This is a genomic window from Comamonas sp. NyZ500, assembly GCF_016772095.1.
Taxonomy (GTDB): domain Bacteria; phylum Pseudomonadota; class Gammaproteobacteria; order Burkholderiales; family Burkholderiaceae_C; genus Comamonas; species Comamonas thiooxydans.
In genome coordinates this window covers 68,116-81,278 of record NZ_JAEIJE010000015.1, presented here as the reverse complement: position 1 = coordinate 81,278, position 13,163 = coordinate 68,116, and the positions used below count along the sequence as shown (strand labels likewise).

12 protein-coding genes are annotated in these 13,163 nt (G+C 61.4%); 3 read left to right on the top strand and 9 right to left on the bottom strand.

All coding sequences use genetic code 11. From position 1 onward, the window contains the following. Positions 1-10 precede the first annotated feature (10 nt). A complete protein-coding gene (locus JAO85_RS19460; protein ID WP_202788799.1) occupies positions 11-1,489 on the bottom strand; it encodes an RtcB family protein in 1,479 nt (492 codons plus the stop codon). 75 nt (positions 1,490-1,564) lie between these two features. On the opposite strand from JAO85_RS19460, the gene JAO85_RS19455 reads away from it, so the two are divergent. After that, positions 1,565-2,137: a hypothetical protein gene (locus JAO85_RS19455; RefSeq protein WP_202788798.1), complete on the top strand. Its 573-nt coding sequence runs from the start codon at positions 1,565-1,567 to the stop codon at positions 2,135-2,137. A 64-nt stretch (positions 2,138-2,201) separates the two neighbouring features. Here JAO85_RS19455 and JAO85_RS19450 read toward each other — a convergent pair whose 3' ends face one another. The 7 genes from JAO85_RS19450 to JAO85_RS19420 all read right to left on the bottom strand — a co-directional run bounded on the left by JAO85_RS19450 (position 2,202) and on the right by JAO85_RS19420 (position 9,628). After that, positions 2,202-2,591: a thiol-disulfide oxidoreductase DCC family protein gene (locus JAO85_RS19450; protein ID WP_202788797.1), complete on the bottom strand. Its 390-nt coding sequence runs from the start codon at positions 2,589-2,591 to the stop codon at positions 2,202-2,204. Further along, complete coding sequence (locus JAO85_RS19445) at positions 2,588-3,133, bottom strand: DUF4166 domain-containing protein (protein ID WP_087864563.1); 546 nt, start codon at positions 3,131-3,133, stop codon at positions 2,588-2,590. Before JAO85_RS19445 ends, JAO85_RS19450 begins: the two co-directional genes overlap by 4 nt. After that, positions 3,133-4,245: a saccharopine dehydrogenase family protein gene (locus JAO85_RS19440; protein ID WP_202788796.1), complete on the bottom strand. Its 1,113-nt coding sequence runs from the start codon at positions 4,243-4,245 to the stop codon at positions 3,133-3,135. The genes JAO85_RS19445 and JAO85_RS19440 overlap by 1 nt, the downstream gene beginning before the upstream one ends. 94 nt (positions 4,246-4,339) lie before the next feature. After that, a complete protein-coding gene (locus JAO85_RS19435; RefSeq protein WP_202788795.1) occupies positions 4,340-5,662 on the bottom strand; it encodes a sigma-54 dependent transcriptional regulator in 1,323 nt (440 codons plus the stop codon). A gap of 13 nt (positions 5,663-5,675) precedes the next feature. Next, on the bottom strand, positions 5,676-7,538 hold the full coding sequence (locus tag JAO85_RS19430) for an ATP-binding protein (protein WP_237734917.1): 1,863 nt from the start codon (positions 7,536-7,538) through the stop codon (positions 5,676-5,678). A 62-nt stretch (positions 7,539-7,600) separates the two neighbouring features. Then, a complete protein-coding gene (locus JAO85_RS19425; RefSeq protein WP_039050781.1) occupies positions 7,601-8,896 on the bottom strand; it encodes a dicarboxylate/amino acid:cation symporter in 1,296 nt (431 codons plus the stop codon). Between the two features lie 309 nt (positions 8,897-9,205). After that, positions 9,206-9,628, bottom strand: coding sequence for a thioesterase family protein (locus JAO85_RS19420; RefSeq protein WP_012838431.1), 423 nt, complete (start codon positions 9,626-9,628; stop codon positions 9,206-9,208). 257 nt (positions 9,629-9,885) lie between these two features. On the opposite strand from JAO85_RS19420, the gene JAO85_RS19415 reads away from it, so the two are divergent. Next, positions 9,886-11,589, top strand: coding sequence for an electron transfer flavoprotein-ubiquinone oxidoreductase (locus tag JAO85_RS19415; protein ID WP_034355525.1), 1,704 nt, complete (start codon positions 9,886-9,888; stop codon positions 11,587-11,589). Here JAO85_RS19415 and JAO85_RS19410 read toward each other — a convergent pair. Next, positions 11,578-11,733 (bottom strand): hypothetical protein, encoded by a 156-nt coding sequence (locus tag JAO85_RS19410; RefSeq protein WP_202788793.1) that lies wholly within the window; start codon positions 11,731-11,733, stop codon positions 11,578-11,580. The two genes, JAO85_RS19415 and JAO85_RS19410, sit on opposite strands and share 12 nt — an antisense overlap. A gap of 395 nt (positions 11,734-12,128) precedes the next feature. Here JAO85_RS19410 and JAO85_RS19405 point away from each other — a divergent pair, with 395 nt between their 5' ends. After that, a complete protein-coding gene (locus JAO85_RS19405) occupies positions 12,129-13,097 on the top strand; it encodes an ABC transporter substrate-binding protein (protein WP_039050780.1) in 969 nt (322 codons plus the stop codon). Positions 13,098-13,163: the final 66 nt, after the last annotated feature.

The following is a 13,163-nucleotide window of genomic DNA, read 5'->3' as shown; positions in this document are numbered from 1 at the left end:
AGCTTCAACATCAGGCCTTGAAAGTCAACCAAGGCTTCAACCGCACACTCGCACGGATCAGCCCCGCCTCTTCCTGCGCCTGCAGCACCGGCCCTACGGGTTTGTAGGCACTGGGCGCTTCTTCGATCAGTCGCTCTTCACGCAAGGTGATGCATTGCCAGACGGATTCGACCAGCGGCTGCTTCATGCGCCGCGTGTCCTGTCTGCGCACCTGGCGGCCCGCTCCGTGGCTGCAGGACCGCAGCCAGTCTTCATGGCCCAGACCTTTGACGAGAAAGGAGTAATCACCCATCGATCCCGGAATCAGCGCCCACTGGCCGTCATGCGCGGGAGTGGAGCCCTTGCGGTGCACATTGAACTCGCCCTCGGTCATCACCACATTGTGGGGCACATCCACAATCAGGCGCGATGCATCGGGCGCGGCAATGCCTGCCAGCTCTTTGCGCACCAGCTCCGCCAGCGCCATGCGGTTGAACCACGCATAGCGCGCAGCCACGCCCATCGCTTGCAGATAGTCCTGCGCCAGCACGCCGCTCAGGCCATACAGACCATGCTGAGGGTGTTTGATACCTTGCGGCCATTGCTGCCTGGCCAGGTCCATCCAGCGGCGACCGACATAAAAGCCGACATCGCGAGAGCCGGTGTGGATCATCACCGTGACATCGCCCTTCTTGAGCCCCGCAGCATAGGCGGCATGACGATCGTAGATTTCATCGACCACGCAGAACTCCAGAAAGTGGTTACCGCTTCCCAGGTCGGCAGCAGATGGCGGGCGCAGCAGCTCGCGCGCCTGCAACAGGGCTTCAGGCGCGTAGCGACTCCGGCCCGCAAAGCCTTGCAGGCCCACGCACTCGGCCAGTTCGGCCTGCAGCCGGTCGCGGTTCACACCTTGCCATAGACCCACGTCAGGCAACTGTTCAATAAAGGCCTCTGGGCCCTCATCAAACAGCGCCTTGAAGCCTACGCTGCGCACGGGTACATCGCGCCCGTTCTGCAAGATGACGCGGGTCAGCCGCTGCACGATGGTGCTTTTGTGCAGCTCGGCCTGCGCCTGCGTCAGGCCCGTGCTCAGCAGGCGTATGCCGCAGTTGATGTCCGTGCCGATGGCCGCAGGAATCACGAAGTCTGGCGACGTGGCCACCACCGCCCCCACGGGCGCAATGCTGCCGGGGTGAAAGTCCGGCGTGGCACAGGCTTTGCAGACCGCGCCATGGCCTTGCGGGTCGGCAACCGAGGCGAAGTCCAGCAATTGACTAACGGCTTTGTGCTCCAACGGCAGGCTGCCGGGCAGCAAAATGGTGGCTGCTGCCTGCTCGTTATGGATTTGATAGATATTGTCTCGGTAGGAGACCTGGATGCCCTGACGTGACAGGGCTTTTTGCAGTCGGGAAAGCTTCCCGGAAGAGTGCGGCATGATGCTGAGAAAAACAGGTACGCAACAGCGCATCTCCGAATCTGGGAGATGCAACGCACCTTCGAGCAGCAGCATCAAGAAGGACTGATAAGCGACGTATTCTAATGAGTAAGCGCCGGGCCGCCTAACCGGCGTTGCTAATATGCTGCAATGCGCAATGCAATTCGGTCCTTTCAGGTTCCCGCACCACTGCAGACTTTGTACGACGCGGCTGCAGCCATAGGCCCGAAGTTCGGCCTGTCGCCCGAAGCCGTTTTTGGGGACTGCGGCCTGTGGCTGGAGATACCCCCCGTACCGAGTTACATCGGTTGGTGCACGCCGCGCAATGTGATGACGTTTGCGACCACGGGCTGCGACAGCGTTCATTACAGCTATCTGGTCGATGAGCGCCTGCCCGGTAACGTCAGCCCCATCGTCATGACCCTGCCCTGCGTGAACGAATTGAGCTGGGTGATTGCCGAGAACTTTCAGGAGTTCTTTGACTACGGCTACTACGTGGGCTGGCGCGAACTGGAGCAGTTGTACTACGAAGATGAAAAAGGCGAAGCCTGCTTTCACGAGCCAAGCCAGTCATTGAACAATCTCGGCATGCAGCAGTTGCCGCTGCTGCACAAGGCGTTGAATATGCAAGCTGTGCTGCCGACGCTGCAACGCTTTGGCGATCTGCAGAAACAGTACCAAGCCCTATTGAATATTCCGCCCATGCCGGCAGAGCATGCCTGATTGAGTATCCATCAATCGCATTGATCTCCATATTCGCTGAGCGATACCGGTTTTCATCCGAAATTCAGTCCAGAAAGCGGGCAGCCACAGCAGGGTCCGGCATCATGCACTGCTCGCTTTTGCCAAACCAGTGATAGCGGTTTCTGGCAATCATGCGGTAGAGCGCATCGCGCAATGCAGCGGGTATCAACCTGATCACTGCCGTCAGTCGCCAGGGCCAGCCCAGTGCGTGCAGCACGCGCAGGATGGCATCCGTGTGCTGCCAGGAGCGCTGGCCGTCCACCAGCAGCAGGGTCTGCAGACCTTCCATGCGCAAGCCTGCATCGGCCAACAGCTTGCCGCCGACCTCGCCCTGTATGGCGGCGAACTGAAAAATGCCCTGCTTGTCGTGCTTGAGCAAGAACTGCACCCAGCCATTGCACAACAGACATTGCGCATCAAAGACCACAATCATGCTTTTTCCTCGGGCAGCAACAGATAGCCACGATAACTGGCCACTACACCAATCAGGGGGACGGCCGCTTCGACATGAAATTGCATATGCTCCCCGGCTCCGGTTTCTTCGGCCACGATGCGCGGTGCCAGCCAGCCCGGGCATGGGAAGCCCAGAAAATACAGACGCTGCAGTCGCATGAGAAGCCGTCCATCCACCGCCTGCAAGGCAAAGCACAGTCGCGCCAGGCCAAGGCGCTCGATCAGGCAGCCATTGTGCAACTGCATGGTTGAGCGCATGAGCTGCGAGGGGAAGATGCGAATCCAGGTTTCCACCTCGGGACTGGCCTGCAGTTCGAAATGAATCGTCCCCTCGCTGGCGGCGCGTGGCGTGCCCAGAGCCAGCGCCAGCAGCTTGGCCGCCAGAGTCCGGGGGGCGCCGGTCTGCACCCTGCCCTGAAGCTCATGCTCACCCTGCAGGCCGTGAAAGCGCTGCAGGGCGACATCGAGCTTGCAGAACTCATCGCCCATGGCCTGCTGAAACAAAGAGGCGCTCTGCATCATCAGGCAAGCTCCCGCATCTGAATATCCAGTCCCTGCGCTTCGACTGCAAAGTCCTGCAGCGTCAGCAGCCCCATGCAAGACCTGGCGCCGGGCTCCAGCGGTACGCCCGCAGCCAGCTTGCGTGCCAGCGCACTGGCGGCCAGCGTGGGAACATAAGGCCCGTCGCCCGAGCCCGCCATAAGCACCCAGCAGCGCTGGCAGGCTTGCGCCTTTGCATCCAGGCCACTGACCGTGACATGCATGGCCCCTGCATCGCTGCCCCAGTTCCTGAACCAGTCCGCCATGCGCTTGAGCCTGCGCGCATGTGCAGACCAGTCCTGCACCAGCCCTCTGTGAGCCAGCCAGGCCATGACATTCATCCCGCGCTGCAAGAACGACAGCTCAAGCCCGGCACCGAAGCTGATGGACGGACTGCCTTCATAGCGAAGCGGTAGCAGTGCGAGATCCGGTACATCGCAGGCCGACAGCAGCCGCCGCCCAACAGGGGCCGGATAGTCATGCCCATAGCTGCGCAGCCAGCCAATCACGGCTTGCTGCCCGGAGCCAGGCAGCGGCTTGCCACAATAGCTGAGGATGGCAGCGACGGTGGACAGGCCTCTATCCGTACGATTGCCCGGGCTGATGCCTATGTCGATACGGCTGACGCGAGCCATAGCCGAAGCCAGCTCATCCACGACCGCCGAGGACAGCGCAGGCACCGAGCTGGCACCGCTGAGCAACAGCACGCCCGCAGCTTTGGCCTGCGGATCGAGCACATCGATGCCGCAGACAAAGTCACGCCCATCGGCCAGATCCACATAGTGGACGCCGGCATGGGCACAGGCTAGGGCCACGCGGTAGTCCTGCCCCTGAAACGGGCCCGAGGTGTGAATGAGCGCATCCACCTCCAGCATCTTGAGCCTGTCCTCCAGACCGGGCGCCATCACGTCCAGCACCGCCTGGCTCAGGCTTGAGCAAGCGCCCGGGGCCAGACTTTCAACCAGCGCCTGCGCCGCAGAAGCACAGCGCCCTGCCACCACGATGTGCAAACCGCTTTGCCTGGCCAGCCTGGCAACCAGCCGGCTGCCGAAGAAGCCATAAGCACCGACGACCATGACCTTGAATTCACGCATGCCTCAGTGTAGCGGGACGCGGGTTTCGCTCCGGAGCACAAGCCTGGCAACGGCGAGCCTGCTCTGCCGCGCTCATGGCTCGGTCACGGCCCGGTCACAGCCCGTACTTGCGAATCTTGTCGTGCAGCGTTGTCTTGGGGGTGTGCAGCGCCTGGGCCGTGCGTGTCAGGCTGCCTTCGTTGTTGCGCAAGGCTTCGGAAATCAGGGAACGCTCTATGGACTCCATGGTTGCCGCCAACGAAGCCGCTGCCTCGGGCGCCGTACCGGACGGGGACAGGCCGGCATCCAGCCCCAGCGTGATGCGCTCGGCCGTGTTGCGCAGCTCGCGCACATTGCCTGGCCAGTCGTGGGCAAGCAGCGCCTGCAGGCGCTGCGGCGTCAGCTCTGCCACGGGGCGCTGGTGGCGGGCGGCGGCCTGCAACGCGAAATGCTCGAACAGCAGCGCAACATCCTCGCGGCGCTCGCGCAGCGGGGGCAGGTTCACGGTGACCACATTGAGACGGTAGTAAAGATCGGAGCGAAACAGGCCCTGACGGCTGAGTTCCAGCAAATCGACCTTGGTTGCGGCAATCACACGGCAGTCGACGGGAATGAGCGTATTCGAGCCCAGGCGCTCCAGCACTCTTTCCTGCAGCACGCGCAGCAGCTTGGCCTGCATGGGCAAGGGCATGCTTTCGATCTCGTCGAGAAACAAGGTACCGCCGCTGGCATGTTCGATCTTGCCGATGCGCTTTTTGCCCGCGCCGGTAAAGGCCCCAGCCTCGCTGCCGAACATTTCGCTGTCAAACAGCGTCTCCGGCAGGCCGCCGCAGTTGACGGCGACAAAATTGCCGCTCTTGCGCCGGCTGGATTCATGCAGGCTGCGCGCGACTCTTTCCTTGCCGGTGCCCGTTTCCCCCCAAATCAGCACATCGGCCTCGCTGGCCGCAAGGCTTTGCAATGTGCTGCGCAGCTGCTGCATGGGGAGCGAGCGCCCCAGCAACTGGTGCTGCAACACATCCCGACTTTGTAGCTGCTGGCGCAGGCTGCGCACCTCCAGCACCAGGCGACGGCGCTCCAGCGCACGGCGCACGGCTTCCACAAGGCGCTCGGGCGCAAACGGCTTTTCCAGAAAATCGGCGGCGCCATCCTTCATGGCTTGCACGGCCATGGAGATATCGCCGTGCCCGGTAATGAGAATCACGGGAAGTTCGGCGTCCAGCACGCGCGCGGCTGCCAGCAGCCCAAGGCCGCTCATCTGCGGCAAGCGGATGTCGCTGACCACGATGCCGGCAAAATCCGGGGATAGGTGCTTTTGCGCCTGCTCGGCACTGCTCACGCAGATGCAGTCCAGACCTTCGAGGCGCATGGTCTGCTCGCAGGCCATGGCGACATCGACATCGTCTTCAACGATCAGGACTTTGAGGGAAGGGTTCATGGGCTGCAGGCAATCAGGACAGCGGCCGAGTATCCACCAAGGGCAGGCTCAGCGTGAAGATGGCCCCGCCTTCCGGATGGTTGCCGCCCGTCAGGCTGCCGCCTGCGGCCTGGGCGATCTCGGCCGACAAAGGCAGGCCCAGACCCAGGCCCAGTCCCTCGGGCTTGGTCGTGAAGAAAGGCTCGAACAGTCGCGCTTGCGCCTGATCGCTGAGTCCGGGACCATGGTCGCGCACCGTGATCTGCGCCCAGGCCCCGGAACGGTTGCAGGCAATTTCCACGCACCGCGTATTGCCGCCCTGCACGGCGTCCAGCGCATTGCTCAAGAGATTGATCAACACCTGCTGTACGCGATTGGCATCGCACCAGGCGCTCAGCTCGAGATCCGAGGGCTGTCGCACGATCATGACGCCGCTTTGGGCAATGCGCGGCTCCATGAGGGACAGAGCGCCATCGACCACCTTGGCCAGTTCAACCGGCTCGGGCCGGCCTGCGGACTTGCGGGCAAAGTTGCGCAACTGCCCGGTAATACGCCCCATGCGCTCGGTCAGCTCCGCCATGCGCTGCAGATTGCTTTGAACCATCTCGCTCTGACCGCGTTCCAGAAAGCGCTGACTGTTGCCGGCCAGAGCCCGCAAGGCCGCCAGGGGCTGATTCAGCTCATGGGCCACTTCCGTGGAGAGCTGACCGATGACGGCCAGTTTGCCCGCCTGTACCAACTCGTCCTGCGCCGCGCGCAGCGTGGTCTCGGCCTGCATGCGCTCCATCACCTCCTGCTGCAGCGCCACATTGGCACTCTGCAGATCGGCTGTGCGCTGCTGCACCTTGTTTTCCAGCACCTCGTTGGCCTGCTTCAGAGCTTGCTGGGCCGCCAGTTGCTCACGCACATGTCTGCGCCGCTGGTACAGCAAAGCTCCCAGCAAAAGCATCAACGCAATCAACACCCCCGTCACCCAGGCGCGACTGGCCGCCAACTGCAGTGCAACACTCAAGGGAGAGAGCACGGTAATCTGCCAGGGCGTGCCGGCCATGGGTCTGGACTGGGCCAGAAAGCGGCCAGCGCTCTGGTCTGCCGCAGCGTCCTTGACATCGGGAATGCTCACCTGCCTGACGCCCGTGACACTGCTCATGCCACGCCAGCCCAGAGGCCGCAGGTTCAGGCGGTTGTATTTCTGCGAAGCTTCCAGCTCGGCACGCCTTGCCTCATCCAGCGGCAGCAAAGTGGCAAAGCGCCAGGCCGGCATGTTGCTGAGAATGACCACGGTATTTTCATCGCTGACCAGTACCGGAGACTCTGCGCTGGCCCAGGATTGCTCGAGCTGCGCCAGCCCGACCTTGACCACCACCACGCCATGCATCTCGCCCTGCCCCAGGGTAGTGGTCAGGTAATAGCCGGGCTCGCCGCGCGTGGTGCCCACGCCGAAGTAGCGCCCGCGCCCTTCTCGCAATGCCTGCTGGACATAGGGCCTGAAACCGAGGTTCTCGCCCACAAAGCTGTCGGCACGACGCCAATTGCTGGCAGCCAGCACATGACCGTCGCGATCGAGCATGTAGACGCTGAGGGTGCCCGCACGACGGCTCAACTCCTCCAGATAGAGATTGGCGCGAGACTGCAGTCTTTCGTCGTCCGGCGATTGCAGCAGCGACAGGATCTCGGGCTGCAGGGCCACTACATCGGGGAGAAAGGCAAATTTGTCGATCTCGCGCCGCAGGCTGGCAGCATAGAGATCGAGGCGGTTGTTGCCGGCAGCCACCACGGTCTCGAGACCGATCTTGACAAAGCCCTGATAGCCCAGCCAGCCCCCCAGGCTGCTTGCAGCCAGCCAGAGCAGGATCAGCAAAACAGCACGCAGGCGCGGAGGCAGGAAAGCTAACATGGTGCGAACCATGGTAGCAGCGCCCGACACCGCAGGGGACAGGAATCCGGGCAAGGGGACGATCAGGCTCGGGCGCGAATGGGCTCGGGCATCAGCTGTGGCTCGACAGCCAGATCTGCGCACGACTCCTGCTCTTCGTCGCCTTCCCATTTGGCAACCACGGCCGTGGCAATGGCATTACCCAGCACATTGGTCAATGTACGGCCCATGTCCAGGAAATGGTCGATACCCAGAATCAGCAGGATGCCCGCTTCCGGCAAACCGAACATGGGCAGCACGGCGGCAACCACCACGAGCGAAGCACGAGGCACGCCGGCAATGCCCTTGCTGGAGATCATCAGCACCAGCAGCATGGTCAGCTGCGCGGTCAGCGACATCTCGATGCCATAGGCCTGAGAGATGAAGATGGCCAGGAAGGTGGTGTAGATCATGGAGCCATCGAGGTTGAACGAGTAACCCAGAGGCAGCACAAAGCCTGTGATACGTGGCTTGATGCCGAATTTTTCCAGCTGTTCCATGAGTTTGGGCAGCGTGGATTCGCTGCTGGCCGTGAAAAAGCCCACCAGCACCGGGCCGCGAATCAGCGACAGCAGACGGAAGACATCCTTGCCCAGCACCAGATAGCCGGCACCGATGAGCAGCACCCACAGCGCGGCCAGCGCAATATAGAAGCCCAGCAGGAATTTGCCGAACACCAGCAGCATGCCCAGTCCGTGGGTGGCAATGGTGCCGGCGACAGAGCCGAACACGCCCACGGGCGCAAAGCGCATCACGTACTCGGTCACGCGCAGCATGACATGCGAGGTCTCTTCCATCAGATCGACCAGCATGTGCTTTTTCTGATGGTTCAGGTAGCCCAGAGCGATACCGAAGAACAGCGCGAACACAAGGATCTGCAACACCTCATTGGTGGCCATGGCCTCGAAGATGTTCTTGGGGAAGACATGGGTGATGAAATCCTTGAAATTCAGCGCACCGGTCTTCAGACCCAGGCTCTCGGCATTCGTGGGAAGCTCCACCGTCAGGCCGTGGCCGGGCTGCAACACATTGGCAAAAACCAGACCCAGAAACAGCGAGCAGAACGATGCCGCGATAAACCAGCCCAGCGCACGACCACCCACGCGGCCCACAGAGCCGGCATCGCCCATATTGGCCAGCCCCGCCACCAGCGTGGCAAACACCAGGGGCGCAATGATCATCTTGATCATGCGCAGAAATACGTCGGTGAGAATGCCGAAATAGCCGGCAATGTCTTTGGCTGTCTCCGGTGTCGCGGCGTTGGCGTGGACGAGATAGCCCACAACCACACCCAGAACCATGGCCAGCAGAACCATGATGGTCAGGCGGTTGGATTTCATTTCTTGGAATCTTGGTATGCGTTGTTTGAGCCGCTGCCTCAATCCAGGCCTTGAAGGCACCGGGTTCCGGCAGCGACAACAAACCGAGACGGACCGCCGACGGAACCGAGGTTTCGTCAGCAAGGTCCAGCCCCAGTCTCACTTGGTCAGCCGCAGTGAAGCGGCGTGCCGTCCTTTAAGCACATACCGTGCCAGCCAAAAAATCACGTCCAAGTCTTTGATTTGCTTATATTCAAAATACTTTTTTGCATAACCGCAATCGGTTTTCCGGACGACATCTGGATTGATGTACGGAATTCCGAACAGGACTCAGGCCGTTACTGCCGAACGTATCCAGTCCGGCAGCGCAGCGGCTTTCTGCCGGGGGAAATCCACCCAGATCACCGTGCCTCCGCCAGCGGCGCAGATGACTCCCGGCTGCGCCACACGCTCCATGGTGGCCCAGGTCTCAAAGGTGGTGCGCGCGGGATCGCTGACAAACATCTTGAGCAGCACCTCGTCGGGATACGCAAGCTGCTGATAGAAATTGCAAAAGGCGTTGACGATGACCGGCCCCTGCCCCGCGGGGTCCGGATTCAGGCCCATGCCGCGCATCCAGTCGATGCGCGCAGTTTCCAGATAGCGAAAGTACTGGGCGTTGTTCACATGCCCCATGGCGTCCATATCGCCCCAGCGTACGGGAAAGCGCGTTTCATAGACCTGCTTCTTCAGCTCTGGCAGCTCGATTTTCATGCCGGTATGTCTCCTGATTGAACGAGATTTGCAACTGCATCACCACCTTGTTCTAGTTTCTTTGAGGGATGGCACGCCCTGGGGCGATCACTAGCCTATGGACTTTGCCGCAACACCGATTGATGCGCTGTCGCCAAATCTGCACGGTCGTGCCGGGCTGTCAGCATAGAATCGCCCGCATCGCGGTTTTTGCAGACGCACCTGCCAAGGCCGCGCACGCCAGTTTTCCCAATCCAATATCAAGCGAGACTTTCCCGATGACAAACGAAGAGATCCTGGCCCAGTACGGCCCGCGAGAGGCCATGGAATATGACGTGGTGGTGGTGGGCGGTGGCCCCGGTGGCCTGGCCACTGCCATTCGCCTCAAGCAACTGGCGGCCGAAAAAGGTCAGGATGTCTCCGTAGTCGTGCTGGAAAAAGGCTCCGAGCCCGGCGCACACACGCTGTCTGGCGCCATCATGGATCCTCGCGCGCTGACCGAGCTGATCCCCGACTGGAAGGAAAAGGGTGCTCCCCTGAACCAGCCGGTGACCGAAGACGCCATGGTCTTCCTCGGCGAGAAGAGCTCCTTGCGCACGCCCAACTGGCTGCTGCCCAAGTGCTTTCATAACGAAGGCAACTACATCGTGCGCCTGGGCTTTGTCACCAAGTGGCTGGCAGAGCAGGCCGAAGCCCTGGGTGTGGAAATCTTCCCCGGCTTCACCGCGGCCGAAGTGCTCTACAACGAAGACGGCTCCGTCAAGGGCGTGGCCACCGGCAATATGGGCATCAGCAAGGAAGGCGAGCCCACAGGCGACTTCCAGCTGGGCATGGAGCTGCACGGCAAGTACACCATCTTTGCCGAAGGTGCGCGCGGCCACCTCGGCAAGCAGATCATCGCCAAGTACTCCCTGGACGCCAACCGCGACCCGCAGACTTACGGTCTGGGCATCAAGGAACTCTGGGAAATCGACCCCAAGCGTCACAAGCCCGGCATGGTGCTGCACACCGCAGGCTGGCCCATGAAGAGCGACACCTACGGCGGTGCCTTCCTCTATCACCTGGAAGACAATTTGGTCACACTGGGCTTCATCACCGGCCTGGATTACTCCAACCCCTATCTGTCTCCATTCGAGGAGATGCAGCGCTGGAAGACCCATCCCAATATCCGCTACTACCTGGAAGGCGACGAAGCCAATGGCATCAAGCCCGGCAAGCGTATCTCCTACGGTGCCCGTGCCATCACGGCCGGTGGTATCTCCAGCCTGCCCCGCTTTGTCTTCCCCGGCGGCGCGCTGGTGGGCTGCGAAGCCGGCTTCCTCAACGTCAGCCGCATCAAGGGCAGCCATGCCGCGATCAAGACCGGCATGCTGGCCGCAGAAGCTGCCTACGCCGCCATCGTCGCAGGTCGCCAGAGCGACGAACTGACCGCCTACACCTATGCGTTCGAGAACAGCTGGCTGTATGAGGAGCTGTGGAAGGCACGCAACTTCAAGGCCTGGTTCAAGAAGGGCCTGACCACCGCCTCGATCATGAACGGCCTGGAGCAGTTCGTTCTGCGCGGCAACATCCCCTGGACGCTGCATCGCAACAAGCCCGACCATGCCTATCTGAAGCCTGCGGCCGATTGCACGCCCATCGAGTATCCCAAGCCCGATGGCAAGCTGACCTTCGACCGTCTCTCCAGCGTGTTCATCAGCAGCACCAATCATGCAGAGAACCAACCAGCTCACCTGACCCTCAAGGACGCCAGCGTTCCTGTCGACGTGAACCTGACCAAGTTCGCCGGTCCCGAGCAGCGCTACTGCCCCGCAGGCGTCTATGAATTCGTCGAGGACGAAGCCAATGCCGGCAAGCAGCGCCTGCAGATCAATGCACAGAACTGCGTGCACTGCAAGACCTGCGACATCAAGGACCCGACACAGAACATCGTCTGGGTGACACCCGAAGGCGGCGGCGGCCCCAACTACTCAGGCATGTAACACGTCCGCGATTGCATTCGGCAGCCGCTGCTCCGGATGCTGCGCCACAAAGCCTGCGCCAGCCATTGCTGGGCAGGCTTTTTTCATGGGCTGAATGTTTTTAGCAACGCAGGCCGCCAAATGTCCACAAATTTGCAGCATCACAGAAAAAACGCATGCCACCGCAATCGCCGCGAATCACTCATTGAAGATCGCTTGACGGCGCAGAAAGAGCCATGTTCAAAAAACAGGCAATTGCATCAATATGCCTGCCCATATCGCATCAGGCGCAGGAAAAATGCGGCACAAAACCAAAATCAGGCACCACTCAACGCAATATTGCGCGCCATAGCCCTGCTTCCACACACACTAACTCCTGCCAATTAGCGCTTTGCGCAGCTTTCATGCCATTTTTTCGCGATCATCGTATAGGGATAAACAAGGTTATCTCAATCGCGAAGACAGCCAGATCGGTGCAGTAGACTTTGCCGCGAGGCGACGCGCATCACGCACTGCCGTCTTAATTCACCTGCAACACACAACAAACGCTGGAGATACACATGAAGCAGCTGTCCTTGGCCCGCATGGGCGCACTGGCCCTGGCAATTTCCGCCATGTCGGGTGCCTATGCCGCCGATACCAAGTCCGTGGCCGTGACCGCCATTGTTGAACACCCCGCCCTGGATGCGGTGCGCGACGGCGTCAAGGATGCCCTGAAGGCAGCCGGCTACGAAGAAGGCAAGTCCCTGAAGTGGCAGTACCAGAGTGCACAGGGCAATACCGGTACGGCTGCCCAGATCGCGCGCAAGTTCGTGGGTGACAAGCCCGATGCCATCGTCGCCATCGCCACGCCTTCCGCCCAGGCCGTGATCGCGTCGACCAAGACCGTGCCTGTCGTGTTCTCTGCCGTGACCGACCCCGTGGCCGCCAAGCTGGTCGCCAGCTGGGAACCCTCCAAGAACAATGTGACCGGCGTTTCCGACCTGCTGGCCCTGGACAAGCAGATGGATCTGGTCAAGCAGGTCGTGCCCAATGCCAAGCGCATCGGCATGGTCTACAACCCCGGTGAAGCCAACTCCGCCGTGGTCGTGAAGGAACTGCAGGCCCTGCTGCCCAAGATGGGCTGGACTCTGGTGACTGCTGCGGCTCCCCGCTCGGTGGACGTCTCCAGCGCCGCACGCTCGCTGGTGGGCAAGGTGGACGTGATCTACACCAACACCGACAACAACGTGGTGTCGGCCTATGAATCGCTGGTCAAGGTTGGCCAGGACGCCAAGATTCCTCTGGTGGCTTCTGACACCGACTCCGTCAAGCGCGGCGCCGTGGCCGCCTACGGCATCAACTACCGCGATCTGGGCGAGCAGACCGGCCGCATGGTGGTGCGCATTCTCAAGGGCGAGAAGCCCGGCGACATCAAGCCCGAAGTCTCTACCAAGATGGAACTGTTCGTGAACCCCGGCGCCGCTGAAAAGCAAGGCGTGAAGCTGTCCGACGCGCTGATCAAGTCCGCCGCTACCGTGGTCAAGTAATCCACTCCCTGTCGCCAGCACTGCCGCTCTCAGGCGGTGCCAGCACAGCGGCAGGTGCCGTGGCAA